The following is a 26,020-nucleotide window of genomic DNA, read 5'->3' as shown; positions in this document are numbered from 1 at the left end:
TGCCGCGCGAGAGATTCCCGCAAGCCCCGCACCCGGGGGCTCAGGGCTTTGGCCGGTCGTCCCAGTCCCTTGTCAGAATGCGGTTCGCGTCGCCTTCGGGATCATCGAACTGTTCCGTTTTCATCGCCCAGAAGAAGGCGATCAGGCCAATCCCGCCCAGAAACAGCGAGACCGGGATCAGGATGGTCAGGATTTCCATTACTTGAGCCGCATCGCGTTCAGGGTGACGGTGATCGAGGACAGCGACATCGCCAGCGCGGCCGCCAGCGGCGTGGCCATGCCGACAAGCGCGATGGGCACCGCAATCACGTTGTAGCCACCCGAAATGGCAAAGTTCTCGACGATCCGGCGCGCCGATTGCCGCGCGATGCGCACTGCGTCCGCGATGGGAGAAAGATCCTGGCCCAGCAGCACGATGTCCGAGGCGACGCGCGCCGCATCCAGCGCTGAGGCGGGCGAGATCGACACATGCGCCGCCGCCAGCGCCGCCGTGTCGTTCAGCCCGTCGCCGACCATCAGAACCTTGCGGCCCCGCGCCGCCAGCGCCGCAACATGCGCGGCCTTGTCTTCCGGCAGTACGCCCGCCCGCCAGTCGGCGATACCCAACCGGGTGGCAAGGTCGCGCACCGGCGCATCCGCATCGCCCGACAGCAGTTCGACCTGCATGCCGGCGGCTTGCAGCGCCCGCACGGCCTGTTCGGCGCCGGGGCGTAGGCGGTCGGTGAAGGTGAAGGCGTGTGCTTCGCCGGCAAGGCTGAGGTAGGTCGCGGTTTCGGGAAGGGCTTCTGCGCCGCACCACTCGGCCCGGCCAAGGCGGACGCGGCCACCCTGCCATTCGCCTTCGATCCCGTGGCCCGGGACTTCGCGGATCGCGGTCACCCCGGCCGGGGCGATGCCCGCTGTACGCGCCCCTTCGGCCAGCGCGCGCGCCAGCGGGTGCGAAGACCCCGCCGCCAGCGCTGCGGCCACAGCCACCGCCTGCTGCGGATGGTCTGCAAGGCCCACCGGTTTCGGCACGCCCAGGGTCAGGGTTCCCGTCTTGTCGAAGACGACCGTATCGACCTCGGCCAGGCGTTCCAGCGCGGTGCCATGCTTGATCAGCAGCCCCTTGCGGAACAGCCGGCCCGAGGCCGAGGTCACCACCGCCGGAACCGCCAGGCCCAAGGCGCAGGGGCAGGTGATGATCAGGACGGCAGCCGAGATGTTGATTGCGTGCCGCAGGTCGCCACCTGTTGCCCACATCCAGTAGCCGAAGGCGGTGAAGGACAGCAGATGCACCAGCGGCGAATAGGCCTTTGATGCCCGGTCGGCCAGGCTGGTGTAACGGGTCTTCGCCCCTTCGGCGACGGCCACGAGATCAGCCATGCGGTGCAGGCTGGTATCCTTGCCCGCAGCCGTCACCCGCACGGTCAGGGGGCCGGTCAGATTGACCTCCCCCGCGCTGACCTGGCAGCCTTCGCCCGCCGGCACCGGCAGGCTTTCCCCGGTCAGCAGGCTGCGGTCGACCTCCGATGCGCCCGCGACCACCACACCATCCACCGGCATCCGCGCACCGGGGCGGATCAGAACCAGATCGCCCGGAACCACGGCCGAGGTCACGGTTTCCACCTCTTCCCCATCCACCAGGACGATGGCACGGGGCACCTCCAGCGCGGCCAGTTCCTCGGCCGCCGAACGGGCGATGGCGCGGGTGCGGTGGTCAAGGTAGCGGCCCAGCAGCAGGAAGAAGGCCAGCATCACCGCAGCGTCGAAATAGGCGTGATGCCCGGACATCGCCGTTTCATAGACCGAGATCGAAGACGCGAGGATCAGCGCCAGGCTGATCGGCACATCCATGCCCAGCTTGCCCTGGCGCAAGGATGCCCACGCCGACTTGAAGAAGGGCTGGCCGGCGAAGATGACAGTCGGCAGCGCGATGGCGCCGGAAATCCAGTGGAACAGATCGCGCGTCGCGTCCTCGGCCCCGGACCAGACGGCAACCGACAGCAGCATCACGTTCATCATGCTGAAGAAGGCCACCCCCAGGCGCATCAGCAGGTCGCGGCCTTGGCGGTCGGTCTCGGTGGCGCTGAGAAGGCCGGGGTCAAGTTCATGCGCCTCGTGCCCCGCCTCGGCCAGAAGCGCCACAAGGCCCTTTGCCGTGACCCCGGCGCCGGCCTCGATGCTGACGCGCTTGAGGGTCAGGTTGACCCGGGCCGAACGGACGCCGGGCACATCCTGCAACAGCCGCTCCACCGCGGAAATCGTCTGTGCCCCTTCGGCCTTTGGCAGCGACAGGACGATCCGGCCTTCGCGATCGGCGCGCATCGCGGCGATGCGTTCTGCGGCCGGAACCACCGCGCAGGCCGGGCAGGCCGACGCGGGTGCACGCCCGAAATCCTCGACCGTGGTCATCGCGTTCCCCCTGTGGCAGACAGGTCGCTAGACAGCCCCGGCAGGTTCCCCCCCCACACCATTCCTTCCCCGCAGCGGTGGAAGGGACGCGCCCGGCAGATCAGGGATGCATCGCCGGTCATGAATCAGCCCTGCACGAAAAGTTCGGACCGCTGTTCGAATAGCGTGCCGTCGGGTGCCCGGGCGGTGACCTTCACCATCCACTTTCCGCGCGCCAGATCGACGCGGGCGAAATACACATCCCCCGCCAGCACGAATTCGGGCCAGACATCGTTCGCGGCCTCGGTCGTCCGTCCGATCAGCACCTGCAGGTCGTCAACCCGCACAGGCAGACCGTCACGGTCGGTGAAGGCCAGTTCTACCCGCCCGTCGGAATACTTCGGCGCCAGTGTCCAGCCCAGTGCCTCTTGCGCGGCCTTGCGCGCATTGAAGCCCTGGCCTGCAACGTAGGAATTCTTCACCTCGAGACCCGGAAAGGTGCTCACCGCCTTGAAGGCCAGCGTCAGGTTGACCGCGATGATCACGACGAAAGAGCCCACCGTGATTGCCAGCACATGCTTTCCCTTCAGCTCGGCCATCCTACTCTCCAGTCCCGTTGAAGATCGTATCATGATAGACGCGGTTCGTCGTCCCCTGTTCCTCGACCCACAGACGCACGTCGGTCCTTTCGCTGGTCGCGGCACGGCTGCCGGGGGGCGCTGTCAGGTACACGCGCTGCGACTTGGTTTCGTTCGCCGGAACGGTGACGGTCAGCCCGTCGACACCTTCCAGCGACAGGGTCACAAAGGCATCCGAGGTGACGGCGATGGTGAAGCGCGCGTCGGTGCCCTGCTTGTTGCGCAGACGCAGTTCATAGGCGTTGCGTATGCTGCCATCGGAGAGCAGCACATAGGTCGGGTTGCGTTCCGGCGTCACATTCACATCGATGGGCGAGCGCATGAACAGCGCCACGATCAGCCCCACGCCGACCCCTGCCCAGAGAAGCGTGTAAAGCACGGTCCTGACGCGGAACACATGGCTCCAGACGTTCTTCGGCGGCTGACCGGCCCGTTCGCGCGTCTCGTCGGTCAATGCCAGATAGCCGATCAGGTTGCGGGGCTTGCCGATCTTGTCCATCACGTCGTTGCAGGCGTCGATGCACAGCCCGCAGGTGATGCAGGCCAGTTGCTGGCCGTTGCGGATGTCGATGCCCATGGGGCAGACATTGACGCAGGCCATGCAGTCGATGCAGTCGCCCGCGCCGGGTGTGCCGAGCTTGCCGCGCGGCTCGCCCCGCCATTCGCGGTAGCCGATGGTCAACGTGTCCTCGTCCATCATCGCTGCCTGGATGCGCGGCCAGGGGCAGGCGTAGATGCAGATCTGTTCCCTCGCGAAACCGCCGAAAGCGAAGGTGGTCAGCGTCAGGATCAGCATGGTGATGTAGGCAACAGGGTGCGCCTGTCCGGTCAACAGATCGCGCAGAAGTGTCGGTGCGTCGGTGAAATAGAAGATCCACGCCCCACCGGTGGCCAGCCCGATCAGGAACCAGACCGTCCATTTGATCGCACGCTTGCGGATCTTTTCCGCATCCCATTTCTGCCGGAACAGCCGGATGCGGGCGTTGCGGTCGCCCTCGATCCATCGCTCGACCAGGATGAACAGGTCGGTCCACACCGTCTGCGGGCAGGCATAGCCGCACCAGACCCGCCCCGCGGCGGAGGTGAACAGGAACAGCCCCAGCCCCGCCATGATCAGAAGCCCCGCGACAAAGTAGAATTCGTGCGGCCAGATCTCGATCATGAAGAAGAAGAAGCGGCGGTTGGCCAGATCGACCAGTACCGCCTGATCGGGCAGCGAGGGCCCGCGGTCCCAGCGGATCCAGGGCGTGATGTAGTAGATGCCAAGGGTGACCGCCATGATCCACCACTTCAGGGTGCGGAAGGTGCCCTTCACCCGGCGCGGGAACACCGGCTCTCGGGCGGCGTAGAGGCTGGGGGGGGATTCGGGATTGGACACGACGAAAACTCCTGGCGCAGGCGCGCAACTCATGTTTGCCATCGGGCATTGTGGGCCGCCCGGCATTGACCTGCATCAATAAGCGTGCCGAACCCGGCAGTTCGAATGCGACATGGTGCCACAAACGGATGCGTCGGGCGCTGCAAGCCCGGGTCAGCCCGCGCTGCGCCATGCAGGAAAGGGGCCCGAAGGCCCCTTTCCATGTCTTCACTCGTTACGCACAACTCGTTACGGACTATTCGCCGCCGCCCTTGCCGTGGACGTAGAAGGCCACGGCGCGGATCTGGTCTTCGCTGAGGCGGGTGTTCCAGTTCGGCATCACGCCGAAGCGGGCGTTGACGACCGTCTCGGTGATGGCCTCGCGCGTCCCGCCATACAGCCAGATCGCGTCGTTCAACCTGGGTGCACCCTGGGTCCTGTCGCCCGACCCGTCTTCCATGTGGCACGCGGCGCAGTTCTCGGCAAAGACCGTGGCCCCCGCCGCTGCAAGCGTCGCATCATGTTCCTGCCCCGAGATCGCAAGGACATGTTCGACCACCTGGGCGATCTGGTCGGGCTCGAGCAACCCGTCCTTCCCGAAGGCCGGCATCATCGAATAGCGCGCGTCCGGGTCGGTGGTGTTGCGGATGCCGTGGGAGATGGTCAGGTAGATATCCTCCATCGTGCCGCCCCAGAGCCAGTCGTTGTCGATCAGGCTTGGATAGCCCTTGCCTGCGAAGCCGTTCGCCCCCGCCCCGTGACACTGGACGCAATTGGTGCGGAAGACTGCAGCGCCTGCATTCTGGGCGTAGTTGGCAAGCTCCGGGTCCGCACCGATGGCATTCAGGTCGGCGGCGATCAGCCGCTCTTTGATTGCGGCGTTGGCGGCATCGACGCGGGCGATCTCGGCCGCAACATCGGCACGCGTCGAGGCTCCCAGAAGGCCCGGCGTCGCCTCCTTCAGCAGCGGCCAGGCGGGATAGGCGATGGTGTAGCCGATCCCCCAGATGATCGTGGCATAGAACACCCAGACCCACCAGCGCGGCAGCGGGTTGTTCCATTCCTGAATGCCATCCCATTCGTGGCCGGTCGTTTCCACCTGCCGCGGCTCTTTCCTGATTGGCTTGGCGCACATGGGCTAGGCCTCCTTCTTGGCAGGGTTGGCTTCCGCCGGACGGTCGTCATGGCGGAAGATCGAGTTCGCGACATCCCGGTGCATCGCCCGGCTGCCGGGCCGGAAGGCCCAGACACAGACACCGAGGAAGACCAGCGTCATGGCCAGCAGAAACCAGCTGTCGGCCAGTTGGCGCAGGAAGGTGTAGGTTTCCATGCCTGCCCTCCCCTTACCGGTTCGCCACGGGCGTATAGGTCGAGAAATCGACCATCGTGCCCAGCACCTGGATGTAGGCGATCAGCGCGTCCGCCTCGGTCAGCTGGGGCTGGCCGTCGAAGTTGCGCACATTCACCGGTGTGCCGAAGGCATCGGCGCCATAGCGCGCCTCAAGCCCCGAACTGTCGCCCATCGGATCTGCCTGCGCCGCGAAGTCGGCCTGGGCATTTGCGATCATCTCTTCGGTATAGGGCACGCCGACCAGGGCATGGGTCTCCAGCGAATCGCGGATGTAGCGCCCGTCGATCACCCGGTTGAACAGGAAGCCATAGGGCGGCATCACCGATTCCGGCACGACCGACTTCGCATTGCGGAAGTGGTCCTGGTGCCATTCGTCGGAATAGCGCCCGCCGACCCGCGCCAGATCCGGCCCGGTGCGCTTCGACCCCCACTGGAACGGATGGTCATACATCGACTCGGCCGCCAGGCTGTAGTGGCCGTAGCGTTCGACCTCGTCCCGCATCGGGCGGATCATCTGGCTGTGGCAGACATAGCAGCCTTCGCGGATGTAGACGTCGCGCCCGGCCAGTTCGAGCGGCGTGTAGGGGCGCACCCCTTCCACCTTTTCGATCGTGTTCTCCAGATAGAACAGCGGCACGATCTGCACGATGCCCCCGACGGTCACGACCAGGAAGGCCAGGACCAGAAGCAGCGTGGCGTGGGTCTCGATTGCCTTGTGCTTGTCAAGGAAAGCCATTTGCGATCCCTTTCCCTATTCGGCCGGAACGGCGTTGTTGGCGTTCACCGGGGCTTTTGCCGGCTGGGCCTTCACCGTCATCCAGAGGTTCCAGGCCATGATGATCGCCCCGGTCAGGTAGAGCGTTCCGCCCAGCGCGCGCACCACATACATCGGGAACTTCGCAGCCACGGTGTCGGCGAAGGCGTTCACGAGGAAGCCGTTCGCATCGACCTCGCGCCACATCAGGCCTTCCATGATGCCGGTGACCCACATGGACGAGGCGTAAAGCACGATGCCGATGGTGGCGAGCCAGAAGTGCCAGCTGACCAGCGACAGGCTGTAGAGCCGCTCGCGGTTCCACAGGCGCGGCACGAGGAAATAGAGCGCGCCGAAGGTGATCATGCCGTTCCAGCCGAGCGCGCCGGAATGGACGTGGCCGATGGTCCAGTCGGTGTAGTGCGACAGCGAGTTCACCGCCTTGATCGACATCATCGGGCCCTCGAAGGTGGACATGCCGTAGAAGCCGATGGAGACGACCATCATGCGGATGATCGGGTCGGTGCGCAGCTTGTCCCAGGCGCCGGACAGGGTCATCAGGCCGTTGATCATGCCGCCCCAGGACGGCATCCAGAGGATGACCGAGAACACCATGCCCAGGGTCGAGGCCCAGTCGGGCAGAGCAGTGTAGTGCAGGTGGTGGGGACCCGCCCAGATATACAGGAAGATCAGCGCCCAGAAGTGGATGATCGACAGCTTGTAGCTGTAAACGGGACGCTCGGCCTGTTTCGGCACGAAGTAGTACATCATGCCCAGGAAGCCCGCCGTCAGGAAGAAGCCCACGGCGTTGTGGCCATACCACCACTGGATCATGGCGTCCTGCACCCCGGCCGTGACCTGCACTGAGGTCGATCCGAAGATGGACACGGGGATCGCCATGTTGTTCACCACATGCAGCATGGCAATGGTGACGATGAAGGACAGAAGGAACCAGTTGGCGACGTAGATGTGCGGCTCTTTCCGTTTGAACAGCGTGCCCATGAAGATCGCAAGGAAGGCCACCCAGACCACGGTGATCAGCCAGTCCACATACCAGACCGGCTCGGCATATTCCTTGGACTGCGTGCCGCCCAGAATGTAGCCGGTTGCCGCCAGGACGATGATCAGCTGCCAGCCCCAGAACACGAACCACGCGGTGCTGCCGCCCCACAGACGCGTCGCGCAGGTGCGCTGGACGATGTAGAACGACGACATGATCAGCGCGTTGCCGCCGAAGGCGAAGATGACGGCGCTGGTGTGCAGCGGGCGCAGCCGGCCGAAGTTGCCGTAGCCCTGAAGCCAGTCGAAGTTCAGTTGCGGATAGGCCAGCTGGAAGGCGATGACCACTCCGACCAGAAACCCGATCACCCCCCAGAAGGTGGTGGCGATGGCGCCGGCGCGCACGACCCCGTCCATGTATTCATGGCTGAGGTCCGGCTTCGGATCTCCTGCCGTCCGCAGCACCCAGAGAAAGGCGATGCCCGCTGCCAGCATCACCGTGATCGCGTTGACCTGATAGGCCAGGTCGCGGGCATAGTTGGCGGCTATCGCGGCGAGGACCGCGACAAGGCCAAGCCCGGCCAGTTTGAGGTAATCCCACATTTTGTGTCCCTTCGTCCTGTCTGCCTGGCCAGATGCGATACGAGTCGGACCCGTGCCAGACACTCCGACAGTGTGACTTCTGCGGTGCGGCGGCGATAGTCGCCTTGATCTGCGTCAATCCCTTCGCCGAAGGGGGTTGACCTTGGTCAAGGTGCGGGCGCAGCCTCGGTGTGATGATCGGGCATTCCAAACGGGAGTTTACCCATGGCCTACAAATCCCTTCTGACTGTCGCGACCTCTTCCGAGGGGCTCTTGCCGGTAGTATCCGCAGCAGCGCAGATCGCCGTTCGGACAGACGCGCATCTGGATGCGCTGGTCCTTGGCGTCGACCGGACACAGATCGGCTATTCCTATGTCGGGTCGGGTGCCGTGATGATCGCCGCCGCGATGGAGCGTGCCGAGGAAGAAGCGCGCGTGACCGAAAAGGCGATGAATGACGCGATGAATGCCCAGTCGCCGGACCTGCGCTATGCGGTCGATACGGCCGTGACCCAGCTTGGCGCCCTGACCGAGGTCGTGGCCGCCCGGGCGCGCTATGCCGATCTGGTGGTCCTGCCGCTGCCCTATGGCGAAGGCCGCGGGGTCGAGGACGAGGCGGTGATCGAGGCTGCGCTCTTCGAAGGCATGGCCCCGGTGCTGGTCGTGCCGCCGAAGGGCATGGCTACGGCCGATCCGCGCCGCATCGTCGTTGCCTGGAACCAGAGCCGCGAGGCACTTGTCGCTGCCCGTCGCTCTCTTCCGTTCCTGCGCAGGGCCGACAATGTGCAGATCGTGGTGATCGATCCGCCGACCCACGGGCCGGAGCGTTCGGACCCGGGCGGGCTACTCTGCCAGATGCTGGTGCGCCACGGTGTCAGGGCCGAAGTGACGGTTCTGGCCAAGACCCTGCCGCGTGTGTCGGACGTTCTGGTGCGCCACTTGCGCGATACGAATGCCGACCTGTTGGTGATGGGCGCCTACGGCCATTCGCGCTTCCGCGAGGCCATTCTGGGCGGCGCCACGCGCGACATGCTGGAAAAGGCCGAGGTGCCGGTTTTCCTGGCGCATTGATCAAGGGGCCGGCGGGACGCCTCGGCCGCCGGTTTCATCGGTTCCGCAAAGGGAACAGACACGCCATGTCTGTTGACGACCGTCTGCTGCAGTTCGTACACGATGCGCTTTCTGCCGGTCGCTCGCGCGAGGAGATCCGCGCCACCCTGGCCGAGGCGGGCTGGTCGAAACCGGAAATCACCGAATCCCTGGACGCCTTCGCGGCGACCGACTTCGCCCCGCCCGTGCCGCGACCGCGGCAGCACCTGACCGCACGAGACACGTTCCTACATCTGCTGCTGTTTGCCAGCCTGTGCTTCGTTGCCTTCAATCTTGTCAGTCTCGTCCACGGGATCCTGGACCTGGCCCTACCCGACCCGACCGCCGACCGCGAGGAGCGGTATGTGACGGACAGCATCCGCTGGTCGATTGCCGCACTTCTGGTCTTCACGCCCGTATATGCCTGGATGACCCACTACATCCGCCGTCAGATCCGGCGCGACGTCGGACAGCGGTGGTCGCCAGCGCGCAAGTGGCTGACCTACCTGGCGCTCTTTGGCGCGGCCCTGGTGTTCTTCGGTGATGCTGTCTATGTGATTTACAGCTTTCTGACCGGCGAGGCGACGCTGCGCTTCGTGCTGAAGGCCCTGACCGTCGCCCTCGTCAGCGGCGCGATCTTCGCCTTCTATCTGCGCGACATCGAGGAACGCGCCGATGAGCGGTAGGCTGCTTCTGGCCCTGGCGATTGCAGCCATAGGTGCTGCCGTGGTCGGGGGATTCCTGATCGTCGGAGGGCCGGTTCAGGGCCAGCGCGACAAGTTCGACAGGCAACGCTACCTGGAGCTGGGCAGGCTTGCCCGCGCTCTTCTGTGCGAGCAGGGCTTCCGCACTCCGGGCAGCGCATTGCCGGCCGAGCTGACCGTCGAAGCGCTGCGGGTCCATTGCAGCAGCGCCGGGATTTCGGCTGAAGACCTGATCGATGATGAAACCGGAAAGCCCTACACCTATGCCCGGAAAGATGATCACGACTTTTCGGTCTGCGCCACCTTCCATGATGCAGCGCGCACGCATCGCCTCAACGATGACGGATGGTTCGGCGCGTTGTTCGATCCGGAAACCGGCTGCGCTTACGGCTGGTTCCGCTGAGCCCGCAAGGCCGGTTCCGGTGCACTGGCGGGCCTATCTTCCGGTGCTCACGATCGGCCCTTGCCCTGGACCATGGGCACCCTGATCCGTCCCTCGCTGACCGGCACTGCGCTGCCGGCGACCCGGACCTCTTTCAGTACGCCGCCGCTGACGACGGTCGTCAGGCCGATCCGGCTTGGTCGTCCCATCTCTACCCCCTGGTGCAGGGCCAGCCGGGCTTCGCCCTCAGGCAGCGCTCCGCTGGAAAGAAGCTGTGCGGCGAGGATCGCGCTGGCCGAACCGGTGGCCGGATCCTCCGGGATACCCGCAGCGGGCGAGAACATCCGCGCGCGGTAGTCGGATCCGCTTCCGGGCGTGTACAGATACATGCTGTCCACCCCCGCCGCCTGCATCTGTCTTGACCAGAATGGCTCGATCGGTCGCGCACGGGACAGGGCGTCAAGACCTGCAACCGGGACGTAAAGGAACCTCGGCCCGCCCTGCCAGAGGCCAGGTCGCTGCGCGCCGAAGCCGATCTCTGCCTCCTCCAGCCCAAGCGCGGCCGCCAGACGCCCAGCTTCCAGCGCCGTCGCTTGATCGGGTGCGTCGGTTACCCCGTGCGGTAAGACGGGGGCCACGAACTCTGCCCCCGTCGTGCCGCCCTGGCGCCAGACCCGTACCGGGACCGGCCCTGCCTCTTCCTCCAGGATCAGGTTCCGTTCGAAATCGCCCGCCTCTGTCGCGCAGGCCAGATGGATCGCGCAGCCGATGGTCGGGTGGCCCGCAAAGGGAATTTCCGCCGTGGGAAAGAAGATGCGGACACGCGCGGTATTTGCCGGGTTTCGGGGCGGCTGGACGAAGATCGTCTCGGATAGGTTGAATTCGCGGGCGATGGTCTGCATCTGCGGCGGCGTCAGGTCATTGGCGCCAAGCACGATGGCAAGAGGGTTGCCAGCAAAGGGACGGTCAGTGAAGACGTCCCAGGTATGGAACGCCAGCATCGGTGCCGGCATGGCTAGACCAGCATGCCGCCGTCGCTGTCGTCGCCCGCCTCTTCCAGCAGCCGGTCGATGTCGGGGATCTGGACATGGCGGTTGCCTTCCAGGGCGATCACCCCGTCCTTCTTCAGCGCGCTGATCTGGCGGCTGACGGTTTCCAGCGTCAGGCCCAGGTAGTCGGCCATTTCCTCGCGCGTAAGGGGCAGGTCAACCGACAGCATCCCCTTTGGCTTGCGCAGATGCAGCGCAGCCTCGCGCCGGGCGATGATCGAGATCAGCGAGGCGATCTTTTCCCGCGCGGTCTTGCGCCCGAGCAGAAGCATCCATTCCCGCGCAGCGTCCAGTTCGTCCAGCGTCATCTCCAGCAGGCGCTGGGCGATGTGCGGGGTGGCGGCCATCATGTCTTCGAAGGGCTTCTTGCGGAAGCAGCACATCACCAGATCGGTGGTCGCCGTCACGTCATAGGCCGCGACCGACCTGCCCGGCCGCCCCACGAAATCCGACGGCAGCAACAGCCCAACCATCTGCCGCCGGCCGTCCTCCATCGTCTGGGTCAGGGTTGCGATACCGGTGACGACGGAACCCACGAAATCCATGCGGTCGCCGGACCAGATGATGGTCTGGCCCGCCTGGAAGCTGCGGTAATACTTGATCTGCTCCAGTCTGGACAGTTCGTCCGATTCGCACTTGGCACAGACCGCACGGTGACGGATCGGGCATTCCGAGCATTGCACATGGGTCGAATGATCCTGCATGTCCCGCTCCTGTCACTTGATCTGCGTCAAAGAGTATCACCTCTTAATTCAATAGCCTAATCAGATGACCCACGATCCGCAACTCGCTCGTCTCGGGCTATTTGACGCGCGTGTGCCGCGTTACACCTCCTATCCCACTGCGCCGCACTTCGGATCCGGCGTAGGACCTGGGGAGTTTGCCAGCTGGATCGCCGCAATTCCCGCGGGCAGCGAGATATCGCTGTACCTGCATGTGCCTTTCTGTCGCAGGTTGTGCTGGTTCTGTGCCTGCCGCACGCAGGGGACCACCTCGGACGAGCCGGTGAATGCCTATGTCGAGACGCTGATCGCCGAACTGGCGATGCTGCGCGAACATCTGCCGCAGCGCGTGACGTTGAGCCGGCTGCACTGGGGCGGCGGGACGCCGACGCTGTTGTCGGCCGACCGGATCGAGATGCTGGCCGAGGCGGTGTTCGAGGTGGCACCCATGGCGCCGGGGGGCGAGTTCTCGGTCGAGATCGACCCCAACGAGATCGATGATCCGCGTCTGGACGCGCTTGCACGGGCCGGGATGAACCGGGCCTCGATCGGGGTGCAGGATTTCGACCCCCTGATTCAGAAGATGATCGGACGGGAACAGAGCTATGCCCTGACCCGCGATGTCGCCGAACGCATCAGGGCGCGCGGTGTGGCCAGCCTGAATGCCGACATCCTTTATGGCCTGCCCAGCCAGACCGGCCCGCGGATCGCGGATTCGGTGCAGAAGCTCTTGACGCTCGCGCCGGACCGGGTGGCGCTTTACGGCTATGCCCATGTGCCCTGGATGAGCCGCCGTCAGCAGATGATCCCGTCCGACGCGATGCCCACGCCCGAGGAGCGGCTGTCGCTGTTCGAGACCGCCCGGCAGCTGTTCCTCTGGGACGGGTATCAGGAAATCGGCATCGACCATTTCGCCAAACCCGAGGACGGCCTGGCACGGGCGCAACGGGCGGGCAGGCTGCGGCGCAACTTCCAGGGCTATACTGATGATCCGGCGTCGGTGCTGATCGGGCTGGGGGCATCGGCGATCAGCCGGTTCCCGCAGGGTTTTGCCCAGAATGCCAGCGCCACTGCCGCCCATGCCAAGGCGATCCGCGAGGGTCAGTTCTCGACCCACCGCGGCCATGCCTTCGCGGGTGAGGACACGCTGCGCGCCCGGATCATCGAGGCATTGATGTGCGACTTTGCCGTGTCGAAGGCGGAATTGCTGCGCGACTTCGACGTGACGCCGGCCCGGCTGGACGCGATGTTCCAGAAGGCAGTCGGCCAGTTCGGCGACATGGTCCGCCTTACCGACGAAACCTTCGCGATCCCGGAGCGTGCGAAGCCCCTGACCCGAATGATCGCGCGGGCCTTCGACGCCTATGATTCGGCCCAGGCAAGGCATTCCTCGGCGGTTTAGTGCGCTTGGCCGACTGTGCGGTGCAATGCCCCTGCGGTCAGCGGAACCGGTCCAGCAGCCGCTGCATCGGGCTGCGGGTATCTTCAGCCGGTTGCGCCGGCGGGGCGGGGGGATCGGTCCTTTCCCTTGTGGTCGATGACCGGGGCGGAGAGGTGCGCAGCGAAACCGCGTTCATGAATTTCTGCCCGTCGCCCATGGCCAGCGCCTCGGCCCCTTCCGAAATGCCGCAGAGCAGGTTTTCAAGCCAGTCCTGATCCGTCTTCGCGAAATCGTGCAGCACATAGGCAGCCACGGCATCCTTGTGGCCGGGGCGCCCGATCCCCAGCCGCACACGCCCATAGCCGTCGCCCAGATGGGCGCTGATCGAGCGCAGGCCGTTGTGCCCGGCATGGCCGCCGCCCTGCTTCAGCCGCAGCTTGCCGGGGGCAAGGTCCAGTTCGTCGTGAAATACGATGACATCGCTCAGCGGCAGCTTCCAGAAGGCTACGGCAGCCTGAACCGACTGGCCCGAGAGGTTCATGAAGGTTTCGGGCTTCAGCAGCGCAACCTTTTCCGTGCCCAGCCGGCCTTCGCTGACCAGCCCCTGAAACGCCTTGCGCCACGGGGTGAAGTCATGGTCGGCAGCGATCCGGTCAACGGCCATGAAGCCGATGTTGTGCCGGTTGCCGGCATATTTCGGCCCCGGATTGCCGAGCCCCACGAACAGCTTCACCTGACCGCCCCCGCCTGTTGCCCAGCCGGATATAGACCGGGGGCGGGCAGGGCTCAACCTTGAGGGGGGCGGAACCTGGCCGTGCGGGCGGTAGGTCGCGTGGCATCCTGCCCCTGCGGCGGCATGATCGGCCCATGGTTTCTGAAAGCGGACGGGGGGCCCGAAGGCCCCCCGCAACATCTGTGGGATCGCAATACTCAGGCGCCGGCTTCGGCGGCTTCCTCGGCCACAAGGCCCGAAGGCGCAGCAATGTTCGCGATCACGAAGTTCCGCGCGATGGTCGGCTTCGCGCCCTTCGGCAGCACCACATCGTTGATGTGGATCACGTCGCCGATGACCTTGCCGGTCAGATCGACCGTGATGTGGTCGGGAATGTCGCCGGCGGTGACTTCCAGTTCGACTTCCGGGCGAACCACAGTCAGCACGCCACCGCGCTTCAGGCCGGGGCTCGCGTCCTGGTTCACGAATTCGACGTGGATGAACAGGTTGATGCGGCTGTCGTCATGGATGCGCATGAAATCGACATGCGTCGGCAGATCCTTGACCACGTCGCGCTGCACGCCGCGGCAAATGACATGCACGTCCGGCTGGCCTTCGACCTTGAGGTTGAAGAGCGTCTGCAGGAAGCGGCCCTGCTTCAGCTTGGTCAGCAGGTAGTTGTATTTCACCTTGATCGGCGTGGGTTCCTGCCCATCGCCGTAGATGATGCCGGGTACGTAGCCCTCACGACGGGCTTGACGGGCGGCCCCCTTGCCTGTCCCCGTCCGTACCTCGGCGACGAGATCGATGATCTGGCGTGCCATTGGTTTTCTCCAGTGTTAGGTCCGCCATCCTCCAAGGGTGCATGGCGCGACCGGGGGCCTATAGCGGGGAATCGGCGGGAAGGAAAGCGGGAAGTTCCGGTGTCGCATTCGGCGGGCCGGATGGTCGCGGGTGGAGTGGATGCACCTGCGACCCCGGGCTAGCTGTCGGCTTCGCGCGAAGGAGCCCCGCATGTCCGCCCTGTCGACCCTGGCCTATTCCCGTCCCGCCGTGGCGGCCTTTGGTGCGATGGGTGTGCTCTGGGGCAGTTTTGCCGCCGTGCTGCCCGACCTCAAGGCTCAGCTGGGGGTCGATGAGACGCAGCTGGGCCTTCTTCTGTTCTTCACGCCGCTTGCCGCGATCAGTGCCATGCTGGCGGCACCCATCCTCGGGTCGCTGATGGGGCGGGTCGCATTGCCCCTGACGGTTGCCCTGATGGCACTGGGCTTTGCGTTGCCGGGGCAGGTGCATGTGATCTGGCTCTTTCCGCTGGCGATGGCCTGCGCGGGGGCAGCGACGGGGTTGACCGATGTCCTGATGAACGCCCGTGTCGCGGCGATGGAGAATGCGCGGGGCCTGCATCTGATGAACCTGGCCCACGCGGTCTATTCCTTCGGCTATGCAGGCGGCGCGATCCTGACCGGCATCCTGCGCGGCGCGGGCTGGGGGCCGGGCTGGGTGATGGCCACGATGGCGGGACTGGGGTTGCTCTGCGCGCTCTTGTCGGTCGAGGCGGACGGGCGGATCGAAGGGTTGCGCAAGCCGAAGGATGGCAGCGCCCTGCCCCTGGGCCTGGTGCCCGTGATCGGCGGAGGGATCGTGCTGATTGCATTCATGACCGAGAATGCGGCCGAGAACTGGTCGGCGCTGCATATCGAAAAGACACTGGGCGGCAGCCCCGAGGAAGGGGCCCTGGGTCCAGCCATGCTGGCCCTGACCATGGGCTTCGCGCGGCTGGGCGGGCAATGGCTGACCGGGCGGGTAGATCCCTATACGCTGCTGCGTGCCGGCGCGCTGGTGGCAGGCATCGGCGCCTTCATCGCCAGCCAGGCCGGCAGCCCGGCCGGGGCCTATCTGGGATTCTTCGTCATGGGCATCGGGGCTTCGGTCCTCGCGCCCACGGCCTTTTCGCTGGTAGGCCAGCTGAGTGACCCGAAGGCCAGGGCGCGCGCTGTCGCGCGCGCCACGCTGCTGGGCTATCTCGGCTATTTCTTCGGCCCGCCGGTTCTGGGGTTGATCGCGGGCACATTCGGCCTGCGCATGGCCTTTGTCTGGGCCGCCGTGCTGGTCTGCGTCGTCTTCCTGCTGGCGCCGCTTCTGGCGCGTCAGCGGACCTGAACTTCCAGGAAGCGCGGGCCGTCCTGCGGCGTGGCGAGGATCTCGACCAGGGCTTCGGGGTCGGGCGGAACCCTCGCAAACAGCATGTCGCATGCCATGGCAAAATGTTCCATGTCCAAGGGCGAGGGGTCGCAGCCGATGATAGGATCGACCTTGGCCTGCGCCAGCGACTCGGCGATCTCGCGGAAGCCGGCGTTGTTCCAGACGACATAGGTGATGGGCAGCTTTTCATCCACCGCCGTGCGCAATTCGCCGGGGCTGAATTGTAGCCCGCCATCGCCGATCAGGCAGACGACCGGTGTGCCGGGGGCCGCGATGGCGGCCCCGACGGCGGCCCCGGGGGCGTAGCCCAGCGCGCCGTATCCGGTGGCCGCGTTGAACCAGCCGCGCGGGCGGTCGTGATCGTAATAGAGGTTTGCGGCATAGACCGGCTGGGTGCTGTCACCGACGATGATCGCGCCGGGAATGGCCGTGCGGATCGACTCGACGATGGCCAGCTGATCCAGTAGCACCGGATTCAGGCTTTCCATCTCGGCAAGCGCCGCGGCGCGGGTGGTCTCGGCCCGGTGGGCGCCCTCGCGGTTCGCCGGAAGCAGCATCGGCAGAAGGGCCGCCATCATCGGTCCGGCATCGGCCTTGATCGCCATGCGGGCTGGATGGCGGGCCAGCTGATCGGCGCAGATGTCGATGCGGATCATGCCCGACAGATCCGGCACGCCGCCCTTGGCATAGACATCATAATCCGTGGGGCCAAGTTCGGTGCCGATGGCCAGCACCTGATCCGCCGCCGCGATCAGTTTGCGGACGGCATTCAGGCTGGGCGAGGCGGGGACGGCCAGCCGGTGGCCGTGCATCGCGCCACGGGCGTTCGCGGTCAGGACCACCGGGGCATCCAGCATCTCGGCCAGCTTGCGCAGCTCGTCCTCTGCGCCGCGTGTGCCGCCGCCGGCCAGGATCACGACCCGTTCGGCATTGTTCAGCGCGGTGGCGATGCTGCGCATCCGGCCCATGGGCAGAGGCACGGCCGCCGCGGCCACCACGGGCGGCGGCAGGGCCGGACAGGGCTGGCCCATCATGTTGGTGGAAATCTGGATATGGGCCGGTCCAGGCCGGCCGGCTGTCATCGCGGCGAAGGCGCGGTCCAGCACCTCGCCCAGCTTCTTCGGGTCGGTCACGGTTTCGGTGTGGCAAAGCGTGGCCACCATCGCCCCCTGGTCGGGCAGCTCGTGCAGCCGACCCCAGCCCTTGCCCAGCGTATCGCTGCGCCCAAGCCCGGAGACGACCAGCATCGGCACCGAATCGGCCCGCGCCTGCGCCATAGCGGTCAGGCAATTGGTCAGCCCGGGTCCGGTGATGACGAAGGCCGCGGCCGGCTTGCCCGAAATTCGGGCATAGCCATCCGCCATGAAGCCCGCGCCCTGTTCGTGCCGGGGGGTGACGTGGCGGATCTTGTCGCCGGCCTTGGCGAGACCGCGATAAAGTTCGATCGTGTGGACGCCGGGAATGCCGAAGACGACTTCGATGCCCCGGTCGATCAGCCCCTCGACCAGACGGATGCCAACGGTGGTCATGCTGCGTTCTCCAGCGCCCCGGCCGCATGGGCGGCGATACGGGTGCAAGCCTCGGTGATCAGCTCGTCGGGTTGGGTCAGGCTGAGCCGCAGCCACCCGTTCAGCCCCGCGCCGAAGCTTTCGCCGGGCATGACGGCCACCTTTTCCCGGTCAAGCAGGCCAAGGGCGAAAGCCTCGCCCGAAAGCCCGGTCGCGCGCACATCGACCAGGGCGAACATTCCCGCCTCTGGCCGGTGGACGCGCAGGCCTGCGGTCCCGTCCAGCGCCCCTGCGATCAGCCCGGCCCGGCGGGCAAAGCGTTCGGTCATTCCGGCGGCCACGGGCGAAGGTTGGGAAACCGCAAGCGCCGTCATGTCGGCGATGAAGGGTTGCGAGCCGAAGAGCATGGTTTCCGAAAGCGGCAACAGGCGTTCGCAGAACTCTGCCGGCCCCACGCACCAGCCCGAGCGGAACCCCGGTGCGGCGTGCGACTTGGAAATCGAGGAAGCCACTACCACCCGGTCGGCCAGATCGGCAAAGTCAAGCGGCGAGGTGAAGGAAACCCCGGGGAAGACCAGATCCTCGTAGACCTCGTCCGAAACGATCCAGAGATCATGTTCTCGGGCCAGCTCGCCCAGCGCACGGATGTCCTCGGGGCGCAGGACGGCGCCGGTCGGGTTGTGCGGCGTGTTCAGGAACAGCACACGCGACCGGGGCGTGATGCGTGCAGCCACATCCGCCGCCTGCATGCGGAAGCCGTGTTCGGGGCGCAGCGGCACCGGCACCATGCGCGCGCCGGTCTGGGCGATCAGCCCTTCGTAGGTCGCATACATCGGGTCGCCCAGCAGCACCTCGTCCCCCGCCTCCACCAGGGTGCGCAGGATACCGTAAAGCACGGTCTGGGTGCCGGGCAGGCACATCACCTGATCAGCCCCGATTTCGCGCCCGCGGCGGGCGGTGTAGCGCGCGGCCAGTGCAACGACGAGCCCCGGTTCGCCCCGACCGTTGGAATAGCCGGTACGCCCGGACTGCATCGCGCGCGCCGCCGCCCCGAGGAGCGGTTGCGGTGTGGGAACGTCGGGTTCGCCGATCGTCAGTTCGATGATCTCTTCGCCGGCCGCCTTCAGCGCGCGGGCACGGGCATGTACCGCCCATTTCGCGCCGCCAAGGCCAGCCAGACGGTCGGTAACGGATGCGTATCTCATGCCAGCGTCTTTCCCGGATCAGGCAACATGGTGGAATGGGCGATCAGATCGACCCCGAGGATCGCGCCCACGGATTTCAGGCCAAGCGTCACGATCTCGCCCGGGGCGAAGGTGTGGGACAGGATCGAGCCCTCGATCCACAGCCCGTCGATCACCGCATTGCAGGCGATGGCCTCGCCGCGCAGCTGGGCCTCGGTCGCCTCGCGCGGAAGCCTTGCGATCAGCGATTGCAGAACGTCCCGATAGGTCGTGTAGGCGGCTTCGTGCACGGCCAGAAGTTCGGGATCGTTGCGGACCTTGTGCATGTATCCCGCCCACAGCACCACCGAACCCACATCCAGCACGGGCGGACGCAGCGAGGCGGCCACGAAGGCGGCAAGCCGCTCCTCGGGCGAGGCACCGACCCCTTCCAGCGCGTCCGATCCCTTGGCCGTCATTCCGTCCATCAGCGCACGATAGGCCGCACGGGTCAGTTCATCCTTCGACTGGAAATAGTGCCGGATCAGCCCGGCCGTCACGCCGGCCCTGGCCGCAATGGCGCGCACGGTCGCGGCTTCGGGCCCGCCCTCGGCAACAAGCTCCTGCGTGGCGGCGATCAGCGCGGCGCGGCGGGTTTCCTCGCTTTCGCGGCGATAGACGCGGCGGGCGGGTTCCATGGCCTGTCCTCAATTATACGCGCGGGCAATTTGCGCCTTGCAGGGGCAAAGTCAAGCAAGGATGCGCCAGGGATGCGCGACTGCGCCCCCTCAGTCGCCATGTACGTCCTTGTGGATGATGACATCCGCCTGCGGATAGGCCTCGATGATCGCGCGGCGCAGGCCGGCCCCGATCTCGTGCGCCTCGCGCAGGGTCTGGTCACCGTCAAGCTCGATATGCAGGTGCACGAACACCCGGCTGCCGGCGGTTCGGGTCTTCAGGTCGTGGAACCCGCGGACGCCCGGCCAGTCGCGGGCGATGGCGGCGATTCCGGCCTGGATCGCGGGGTCGGCGGCGCGGTCCATCAGCGCGTCCCAGGCGGCCTTGCCGATGCGCAGTGCCCCCAACACCATCACCCCGGCCGCCGCCAGCGCCACCACGGCATCAATCGAGCCGATGCCGAACTGACCGGAAGCCCACAGGGCGACCAGCGCGCCCAGGCTTGGCAGAAGATCGCCCAGATAGTGCAGCCGGTCTGCGGCAACCACCTTGCTGCCCGTCATCCTGGCCACGCGGCCCTGCCACCAGACAAGCCCCAGAGTCAGGGCGATCGAGATCACCATGACCACCATGCCGCGCCCTTCCGACGCCAGAACCGGTGGCTCGGCCGCCAGAAGCCGCGAGGCCGAGGCCCAGCCGATCACCCCGGCCGAAGCCAGGATGAAGGTCGCCTGCGCCAGTGCGGCCAGATCCTCGGCCGAGGTATGGCCGAAGGCATGGTCTTCGTCGGCGGGGCGGGCCGCATAGACGATGGCCGCCGCAGCCCCCAGCGACATCATCAGGTCAAGCGCCGAGTCGGCCAGCGAGGCGGCGATCGACAGCGCGCCCGTCTCGGCCAGCGCCCAGAGCTTCAGCGCCACCAGCACCGATGCCACCAGCACCGATGCCAGTCCGGCCGAGATGGCCAGCCCCTCGCGGCCGGTCTGCTTTCTATTCGAAGACTTCATCGGCCTTCACGCCCCAGATGGCCGACTTGCGCACCCAGCCGCGTTCACCTTCCAGGCTTACGCGGCACCAATCTGGCTGGCAGGCCAGAAGCCGCCCGATCACCCCCATTTCGGCCTGGGCGATCACCGGCGCATCGTCCGATGGCCGTGCCCGGAATTCGGCCATGTCGAGGGTGACCAGCACTGTCCTGACACCGGACAGAAGCGAATAATGCACCCAGCCGCCCGCGCCCTCGAAATCCTCGACCCGGCGCCAGTTTTCGTATTCGGCGGTGATGCGCAGGGGCATTCCCGCGCGGGTGAACACCCAGTCGATCCGGTGCGTCAGCCCCGGCCCGCGCCTGGCGTTCCCTTCGCTGCCCTTGAGCGAGACAAAGCGGGGCAGGGGCAGGTTGGTCACGCAGCCGACATCGGGTTGGCACTGCTTGTCGGCAGGCTTCGCTGCGGCGCCTTCCTGCGACGCTTCGGGCGATGGGGGCGGCCCTTCGGCGTCCTGTGCGGCCAGAGGCAGGGCCAGAAACACCCCAATCACCATACCCGCGATCAACCGCTGCATCCGCGACCGTCCTGCCTGACCGGCCCGCCAGCCCGACAGGCAGAGCGGCCGATTGCCCCAACCCGGGGCTTGTGCATCGCCCCGCTTGGCTTAACCTTGCCCGAAGGATGCCGGATTTGGAAGTGTCGGGGAGAATGCCATGCCTGCCGCCCGCCTGACTGTGGTTGTGACGCGACGGTTGCCCGAGCCCGTGGAAACGCGGATGAAGGAACTTTTCGACGTGGAACTGCGCGACCCCGACGTTGCCATGACGCGCGAGGAACTGGCCGCCGCGATGCGCCGTGCCGATGTTCTGGTGCCGACGATCACCGATACGATCGACGCGGCCCTGCTGGCCCAGGCGGGCGACAAGCTGAAGCTGATCGCCAACTACGGCTCGGGCGTGGACCATATCGACGTGGCGACGGCCCGGCAGCGCGGGATCCTGGTGTCGAACACCCCGGGTGTGGTGACCGAGGACACCGCCGACATGGTCATGGCGCTGATCCTTGCCGTGACGCGCCGGATTCCCGAAGGCCTGGCGCTGATGCAGTCGGGCAAGTGGGAAGGCTGGTCGCCGATGGGGAATCTGGGCGGCCGGCTGGGGGGGCGGCGGCTGGGCATTCTGGGCATGGGCCGGATCGGCCAGGCCGTGGCGCGGCGGGCGCGGGCCTTCGGGCTTCAGGTCCACTACCACAACCGCAAGCGGTTGCACCCCGACATCGAGGCCGAGCACGAGGCGACCTATTGGGAAAGCTTCGACCAGATGCTGGCGCGGATGGACATCCTGTCGATCAACTGTCCGCACACACCTTCGACCTTCCATCTGCTCAATGCGCGGCGGTTGAAGCTGATGAAGCCCTCTGCCGTGGTCGTGAACACCTCGCGCGGCGAGGTGGTGGACGAAAACGCCCTGACGCGCGCGCTGCGCGCGGGCGAACTGGCCGGGGCGGGCCTGGACGTCTATGAACGCGGCACCGACATCAACCCGCGCCTGCGCGAGCTGCCGAACGTGGTTCTTCTGCCCCACATGGGTTCGGCCACGATCGAGGGGCGGATCGAGATGGGCGAAAAGGTGATCATCAACATCAAGACCTTCGCCGATGGGCATCGCCCCCCGGATCAGGTGGTTCCGGGCATGTTCTGAGCCCTGCCCTCCCGGCACGCGTGGCATTCGTGCAACGCCCCATCTTGGCGAAGGCTTGCCCCGTTGCAGTCGCCCTGCGCCGGGTCCAGGGTGCCGCGCGTCTGCCATTCCGGCAGGAAGATCCAGGAACCCGGAGAACATCATGAAGAAGATCATCGCATCGGTCATGGCCCTGACGCTTGCGGCCTCGGCTGCCACTGCCGGCGGCCCGGTCGTCGTTGCCGAAGAGCCCGAGGTCGTGGCCGAAAAGCCCGCCTCCTCGGTCGGCATCCTGCCGCTGCTGCTGGTCGGCGTCGTTCTGTGCGTCGCGCTGTGCGGCGGTGACGACGACGAAGATCAGCGCTGATCATCTGCCGCCGGCCAGCCGGCCGGCGCGGCTGTTGCAGCGGGGCGCGCCCCAAGACCTTTTGCGGGCGCCCCTTCGCCTTCCTTTCCGGAGGCAGTCCTGCCCGGTATCCGGCCAGTGCCTCCAGACGCGCGATTCTGCGTTACAGGGCAGCGGGCGCATCCCGACATGTCGTGCTATTTTGCAACAGGCGTGGGGCCTTGGCGCTGCATGCCCGCGAATCTGTTTGAGAAGCGATCACCAAGACGTTAGCGTCCGTGACGTCAGGTGGGCCATTTGCGTGCTGGCCCCGGTTATTGGAGTGACACATGAAGAAGTTCCTCACCTCTGTCGCTGCCGCGTCGCTCGCCATCTCGGCTTCGACCGCCTATGCCGGCGGTCCGGTCGTCGTGGCGGAAGAGCCGGAAGTCGTGGCCGAAAAGCCCGCATCCTCGGCCGGCATCCTGCCGCTGCTGCTGGTCGGCGTCGTTCTGTGCGTCGCGCTGTGCGGCGGCGATGACGACGAAGAACAGCGGCCTCAATAACACACCGTTTCGGCGGTCGATCGGGGCCGCTGGGAATCTGGACTGAACCGGAAAGGACCAAACATGAAGAAGTTTCTTGCTACTGCACTTGCCGCCACCGTCGGCCTGTCGGCCGCGACCGCCCATGCCGGCGGCCCGGTCGTCGTTGTTGAGGAACCCGAAGTCGTGGCCGAAAAGCCCGCATCCTCGGCCGGCATCCTGCCGCTGCTGCTGGTCGGCATCGTCCTCTGCGTCGCGCTGTGCGGCGGTGACGACGATGAAGATCAGTCGGAAGAGCCCATTGGTAACGAAGGTTGATGGCTGAATCGGCCTCTGGATAGAGGACCAGTTACCGGGCCGGAAGCGTGCAGCCACGCTTCCGGCCCTTTCAATATCTTTCGGGCCGAATGGCCCGCGTATCGGCCGGGGGCGTGCTCCCCTGGATCATGGACAAGACGATGCTGGCCGTGACCGGCGCCAGCGTTACCCCCAGATGCCCGTGACCAAAGGCCAGAATCACATCATCCCCGCCGCGTGACGGCCCGATGACCGGCAGGCTGTCGGGCAGCGACGGGCGAAAGCCCATCCATTCGCGGTCGGGTTCGCCGAGGTCGGGAAAGAAGGCGCGCGCGCCTTCGACCAGATTGCGCACCCGGTGTGGCGACGGGGGCAGTGTCAGCCCGCCCAGTTCGACCGTTCCTGCCACCCGCAGACGCCCGGCCATCGGACAGAAATAGAACCCGCGCGCGGTGGGGCAGCAGGGGCGATTGAGCAGGGGTTCGGCCATGTCCCATTCGACGTGGTAGCCGCGTTCGGTATCCAGCGGAATGCGGTCGCCCGCCTGCCGTGCCAGCGCGCGCGAATGGGCGCCGGCCGCGATGACAACGCGTTTCGCGTGCAGGTGCAGGCCCGGCCCTTCGACCACCACCCCGTCCGGCCCCCGCGTCAGACGATCGGCACGCCGTGGCAGCAGGCGCGCCCGTCCCAGCACTGAACCCGCGATCAGCCGCATCATCCGGCCCGGATCATCAAGGAAGGTCGCCCCGGGGAAGAAGGCCGCCCCGGCCAGATGCCCCGGCAGGCCGGGTTCCAGCTCGGCCAGCCGGTCGGGGCCGATCAGCTCCACCTCGACGCCCAGTGCACGGCGGCGGGTCATCTCTGCCTCGGCGGCGCGCAGGGCCTCGGGGGTCTTTAAAAGGTAAAGGCAGCCGCGCCGTTGCAGGATGCCTGCGCCCGAGACGCGCAAGGCAAGGTCGTCCCAACGTTCGCCCGCATCGGCTAGAAGGACGGCCAGCGCCTGCGCGTTGCGCGCCGTCGCACCGGGAAGGGACTGGCGCAGGAAGCGCAGCAGCCAGGGCAACAGGCTGGGCAAGGCGCGATGCCGGATGGCCAGCGGAGAGGTGCGGCTGAACAGAAGCGAGGGCAGCGACCGCAGCACATCCGGCGTGCCGACGGGGCTGACCGCATAGCCGGCGATGGTGCCGGCGTTGCCGTAGCTTGCGCCTGTGCCGGGCGGGTTCGGATCGACCAGCACCACGTCTCGGCCCCGGTCCACCAGTTCAAGCGCGATGGTCAGGCCGATCACGCCCGCGCCGATCACGGCAATGTCGGTCCGTTCACGGTTCACTCTGCACCATCGGTTGGCCCGCCGGGCAGAACCCGGCGGGCGGTGCGCTTACAGGCAGGCCTCATACAGCGCCCGGGTATTCTTCCTGGTCATCTTGACCGGATTTCCACCGCAGGAGGGATCTTCCAGCGCCATCGCGGTCAGCATGTCGAGATCGGGGTTCTTCACCTCAAGCCTGGTCAGGTTTTCGGGAATGTGCAGTTCGGCCCTCAGGTCCATGATCCGCTGGCGGAAGCCCTTGAATCCGCCCTTGATCCCGCAATAGGCGGCGGCGGCGGCAAGCTTGTCTTTCACCGCCTTGCGGTTGAAGTCCAGCACCATCGGCATGACCACGGCGTTCGTGGTGCCGTGGTGGGTGTTGTAGATCGCACCGATCGGGTGGCTGAGGGCATGGATCGCCCCAAGCCCCTTCTGGAAGGCGACCGCACCCATTGCGGCCGCGCTCATCATGTGGGCGCGGGCCTCAAGGTCGTCGGGGTGCTTGTAGGCGCGGGGCAGGTTTTCGAACACCAGACGCATCCCTTCCAGCGCGATGCCCTGGCTCATCGGGTGGTAGAAGGGCGAGCAGTAGGCCTCCAGGCAATGGGCCAGTGCATCCATCCCGGTGCCGGCGGTGATGAACTTTGGCATCCCGACGGTCAGCGCCGGGTCGCAGATGGTGACCGCGGGCATCAGCTTGGGGTGGAAGATGATCTTCTTCTTGTGGGTTTCGGAATTGGTCAGAACGCCCGCGCGGCCCACTTCCGAGCCGGTCCCCGCAGTGGTCGGCACCGCGATGATCGGCGCGATCTTGCTGGCATCGGCGCGCGTCCACCAGTCGTCGATATCCTCCAGATCCCAGACCTTCAGCTTCTTCGGCTGATCGGCCATCAGGGCAATCATCTTGCCCAGATCCAGCGCCGAGCCGCCCCCGAAGCAGATTACCCCGTCATGGCCGCCTGCCTTGTAGGCTGCGATGCCGGCTTCCATGTTCTTGTCGGTCGGGTTCGGGTCCACCTCGGAAAACATGGCGCGGCCAAGGCCGCCGGCTTCCAGCACCTCCAGCGCCTGAGCCGTGATCGGCAGGCTGGCCAGGGCCTTGTCGGTGACGAACAGGGGCTTCTTCAGCCCGATGCTTTTTGCATGCTCGGCCAGTTCGGCGATGCGGCCGACGCCGAACTTGATTGCGGTCGGATAGGACCAGTTCCGGTTGGGAACGCTGTGGGACATCG

28 protein-coding genes are annotated in these 26,020 nt (G+C 66.3%); 9 read left to right on the top strand and 19 right to left on the bottom strand.

Features of this window, described 5'->3' with window-relative positions:
* Positions 1 to 40: 40 nt before the first annotated feature.
* The 8 genes from ccoS to ccoN form a co-directional block, all read right to left on the bottom strand.
* Positions 41 to 199: a cbb3-type cytochrome oxidase assembly protein CcoS gene (gene ccoS / locus EYB42_RS03155; protein WP_135448131.1), complete on the bottom strand. Its 159-nt coding sequence runs from the start codon at positions 197 to 199 to the stop codon at positions 41 to 43.
* Positions 199 to 2,394 (bottom strand): heavy metal translocating P-type ATPase, encoded by a 2,196-nt coding sequence (locus EYB42_RS03150; RefSeq protein ID WP_135448130.1) that lies wholly within the window; start codon positions 2,392 to 2,394, stop codon positions 199 to 201. Before EYB42_RS03150 ends, ccoS begins: the two co-directional genes overlap by 1 nt.
* A 125-nt stretch (positions 2,395 to 2,519) precedes the next feature.
* Entirely contained in the window at positions 2,520 to 2,972 is a 453-nt protein-coding gene (locus tag EYB42_RS03145; RefSeq protein WP_135448129.1) for a FixH family protein, read from the bottom strand.
* A 1-nt stretch (position 2,973) separates the two neighbouring features.
* A complete protein-coding gene (ccoG, locus tag EYB42_RS03140) occupies positions 2,974 to 4,389 on the bottom strand; it encodes a cytochrome c oxidase accessory protein CcoG (RefSeq protein WP_135448127.1) in 1,416 nt (471 codons plus the stop codon).
* A gap of 235 nt (positions 4,390 to 4,624) precedes the next feature.
* Positions 4,625 to 5,503, bottom strand: coding sequence for a cytochrome-c oxidase, cbb3-type subunit III (ccoP, locus tag EYB42_RS03135; RefSeq protein WP_135448124.1), 879 nt, complete (start codon positions 5,501 to 5,503; stop codon positions 4,625 to 4,627).
* A 3-nt stretch (positions 5,504 to 5,506) separates the two neighbouring features.
* A complete protein-coding gene (locus tag EYB42_RS03130) occupies positions 5,507 to 5,698 on the bottom strand; it encodes a cbb3-type cytochrome oxidase subunit 3 (RefSeq protein WP_135448122.1) in 192 nt (63 codons plus the stop codon).
* 13 nt (positions 5,699 to 5,711) lie between these two features.
* Entirely contained in the window at positions 5,712 to 6,455 is a 744-nt protein-coding gene (gene ccoO / locus EYB42_RS03125) for a cytochrome-c oxidase, cbb3-type subunit II (protein WP_135448120.1), read from the bottom strand.
* A gap of 15 nt (positions 6,456 to 6,470) precedes the next feature.
* The gene (gene ccoN, locus EYB42_RS03120; protein ID WP_135448118.1) at positions 6,471 to 8,075 is read right to left on the bottom strand and encodes a cytochrome-c oxidase, cbb3-type subunit I; all 1,605 of its coding nucleotides are present in this window, start codon (positions 8,073 to 8,075) and stop codon (positions 6,471 to 6,473) included.
* Positions 8,076 to 8,279: 204 nt separating this feature from the next.
* On the opposite strand from ccoN, the gene EYB42_RS03115 reads away from it, so the two are divergent.
* The 3 genes from EYB42_RS03115 to EYB42_RS03105 all read left to right on the top strand — a co-directional run bounded on the left by EYB42_RS03115 (position 8,280) and on the right by EYB42_RS03105 (position 10,250).
* Positions 8,280 to 9,125 (top strand): universal stress protein, encoded by an 846-nt coding sequence (locus EYB42_RS03115; RefSeq protein ID WP_135448116.1) that lies wholly within the window; start codon positions 8,280 to 8,282, stop codon positions 9,123 to 9,125.
* A 65-nt stretch (positions 9,126 to 9,190) separates the two neighbouring features.
* On the top strand, positions 9,191 to 9,829 hold the full coding sequence (locus EYB42_RS03110) for a DUF5671 domain-containing protein (protein WP_135448114.1): 639 nt from the start codon (positions 9,191 to 9,193) through the stop codon (positions 9,827 to 9,829).
* A complete protein-coding gene (locus tag EYB42_RS03105) occupies positions 9,819 to 10,250 on the top strand; it encodes a hypothetical protein (protein ID WP_135448112.1) in 432 nt (143 codons plus the stop codon). Before EYB42_RS03110 ends, EYB42_RS03105 begins: the two co-directional genes overlap by 11 nt.
* A gap of 47 nt (positions 10,251 to 10,297) precedes the next feature.
* Here EYB42_RS03105 and EYB42_RS03100 read toward each other — a convergent pair whose 3' ends face one another.
* Positions 10,298 to 11,242, bottom strand: a complete 945-nt coding sequence (locus EYB42_RS03100) for a PhzF family phenazine biosynthesis protein (RefSeq protein ID WP_240783942.1) — start codon at positions 11,240 to 11,242, stop codon at positions 10,298 to 10,300.
* 2 nt (positions 11,243 to 11,244) lie between these two features.
* Positions 11,245 to 11,982 (bottom strand): transcriptional regulator FnrL, encoded by a 738-nt coding sequence (fnrL, locus tag EYB42_RS03095; protein ID WP_135448110.1) that lies wholly within the window; start codon positions 11,980 to 11,982, stop codon positions 11,245 to 11,247.
* A 64-nt stretch (positions 11,983 to 12,046) separates the two neighbouring features.
* Between fnrL and hemN the strand changes: the two genes are divergently transcribed.
* Positions 12,047 to 13,402 carry an oxygen-independent coproporphyrinogen III oxidase gene (gene hemN / locus EYB42_RS03090; RefSeq protein ID WP_135448108.1) on the top strand — a complete coding sequence of 452 codons (1,356 nt, stop codon included), beginning with the start codon at positions 12,047 to 12,049 and terminating at the stop codon, positions 13,400 to 13,402.
* Between the two features lie 37 nt (positions 13,403 to 13,439).
* On the opposite strand, the gene pth is transcribed toward hemN, so the two are convergent.
* Entirely contained in the window at positions 13,440 to 14,114 is a 675-nt protein-coding gene (gene pth, locus EYB42_RS03085) for an aminoacyl-tRNA hydrolase (protein ID WP_135448106.1), read from the bottom strand.
* A 197-nt stretch (positions 14,115 to 14,311) separates the two neighbouring features.
* Entirely contained in the window at positions 14,312 to 14,917 is a 606-nt protein-coding gene (locus EYB42_RS03080; RefSeq protein ID WP_135448104.1) for a 50S ribosomal protein L25/general stress protein Ctc, read from the bottom strand.
* A 190-nt stretch (positions 14,918 to 15,107) separates the two neighbouring features.
* On the opposite strand from EYB42_RS03080, the gene EYB42_RS03075 reads away from it, so the two are divergent.
* A complete protein-coding gene (locus EYB42_RS03075) occupies positions 15,108 to 16,253 on the top strand; it encodes an MFS transporter (protein ID WP_135448102.1) in 1,146 nt (381 codons plus the stop codon).
* Here EYB42_RS03075 and EYB42_RS03070 read toward each other — a convergent pair.
* The 5 genes from EYB42_RS03070 to EYB42_RS03050 all read right to left on the bottom strand — a co-directional run bounded on the left by EYB42_RS03070 (position 16,241) and on the right by EYB42_RS03050 (position 21,207).
* The gene (locus EYB42_RS03070) at positions 16,241 to 17,824 is read right to left on the bottom strand and encodes a 5-guanidino-2-oxopentanoate decarboxylase (protein WP_135448100.1); all 1,584 of its coding nucleotides are present in this window, start codon (positions 17,822 to 17,824) and stop codon (positions 16,241 to 16,243) included. The genes EYB42_RS03075 and EYB42_RS03070 overlap by 13 nt on opposite strands.
* On the bottom strand, positions 17,821 to 19,008 hold the full coding sequence (locus EYB42_RS03065; RefSeq protein ID WP_135448098.1) for a pyridoxal phosphate-dependent aminotransferase: 1,188 nt from the start codon (positions 19,006 to 19,008) through the stop codon (positions 17,821 to 17,823). The genes EYB42_RS03070 and EYB42_RS03065 overlap by 4 nt, the downstream gene beginning before the upstream one ends.
* Positions 19,005 to 19,664: a TetR/AcrR family transcriptional regulator gene (locus tag EYB42_RS03060; RefSeq protein ID WP_135448096.1), complete on the bottom strand. Its 660-nt coding sequence runs from the start codon at positions 19,662 to 19,664 to the stop codon at positions 19,005 to 19,007. Before EYB42_RS03060 ends, EYB42_RS03065 begins: the two co-directional genes overlap by 4 nt.
* A 90-nt stretch (positions 19,665 to 19,754) precedes the next feature.
* Positions 19,755 to 20,651 carry a cation diffusion facilitator family transporter gene (locus EYB42_RS03055; RefSeq protein WP_135448094.1) on the bottom strand — a complete coding sequence of 299 codons (897 nt, stop codon included), beginning with the start codon at positions 20,649 to 20,651 and terminating at the stop codon, positions 19,755 to 19,757.
* Complete coding sequence (locus EYB42_RS03050; protein WP_135448092.1) at positions 20,635 to 21,207, bottom strand: SH3 domain-containing protein; 573 nt, start codon at positions 21,205 to 21,207, stop codon at positions 20,635 to 20,637. Before EYB42_RS03050 ends, EYB42_RS03055 begins: the two co-directional genes overlap by 17 nt.
* A 139-nt stretch (positions 21,208 to 21,346) precedes the next feature.
* Here EYB42_RS03050 and EYB42_RS03045 point away from each other — a divergent pair, with 139 nt between their 5' ends.
* From EYB42_RS03045 to EYB42_RS03030, 4 genes are all read left to right on the top strand, one after another.
* The gene (locus EYB42_RS03045) at positions 21,347 to 22,333 is read left to right on the top strand and encodes a 2-hydroxyacid dehydrogenase (RefSeq protein ID WP_135448090.1); all 987 of its coding nucleotides are present in this window, start codon (positions 21,347 to 21,349) and stop codon (positions 22,331 to 22,333) included.
* Between the two features lie 142 nt (positions 22,334 to 22,475).
* Positions 22,476 to 22,679 carry a hypothetical protein gene (locus tag EYB42_RS03040; protein ID WP_135448088.1) on the top strand — a complete coding sequence of 68 codons (204 nt, stop codon included), beginning with the start codon at positions 22,476 to 22,478 and terminating at the stop codon, positions 22,677 to 22,679.
* A gap of 308 nt (positions 22,680 to 22,987) precedes the next feature.
* On the top strand, positions 22,988 to 23,203 hold the full coding sequence (locus EYB42_RS03035) for a hypothetical protein (protein ID WP_135448086.1): 216 nt from the start codon (positions 22,988 to 22,990) through the stop codon (positions 23,201 to 23,203).
* 63 nt (positions 23,204 to 23,266) lie between these two features.
* Positions 23,267 to 23,500, top strand: coding sequence for a hypothetical protein (locus EYB42_RS03030; protein WP_135448084.1), 234 nt, complete (start codon positions 23,267 to 23,269; stop codon positions 23,498 to 23,500).
* Between the two features lie 70 nt (positions 23,501 to 23,570).
* On the opposite strand, the gene EYB42_RS03025 is transcribed toward EYB42_RS03030, so the two are convergent.
* Positions 23,571 to 24,809, bottom strand: a complete 1,239-nt coding sequence (locus EYB42_RS03025; protein ID WP_135448082.1) for an NAD(P)/FAD-dependent oxidoreductase — start codon at positions 24,807 to 24,809, stop codon at positions 23,571 to 23,573.
* A 48-nt stretch (positions 24,810 to 24,857) separates the two neighbouring features.
* On the bottom strand, positions 24,858 to 26,018 hold the full coding sequence (locus tag EYB42_RS03020) for an iron-containing alcohol dehydrogenase (protein ID WP_135448080.1): 1,161 nt from the start codon (positions 26,016 to 26,018) through the stop codon (positions 24,858 to 24,860).
* Positions 26,019 to 26,020 lie beyond the last annotated feature (2 nt).

This window comes from Tabrizicola caldifontis (assembly GCF_004762095.1).
Taxonomy (GTDB): domain Bacteria; phylum Pseudomonadota; class Alphaproteobacteria; order Rhodobacterales; family Rhodobacteraceae; genus Tabrizicola; species Tabrizicola caldifontis.
Note: the sequence above shows the minus strand (reverse complement) of the source record. Positions and strands in the feature narration are given on the sequence as shown.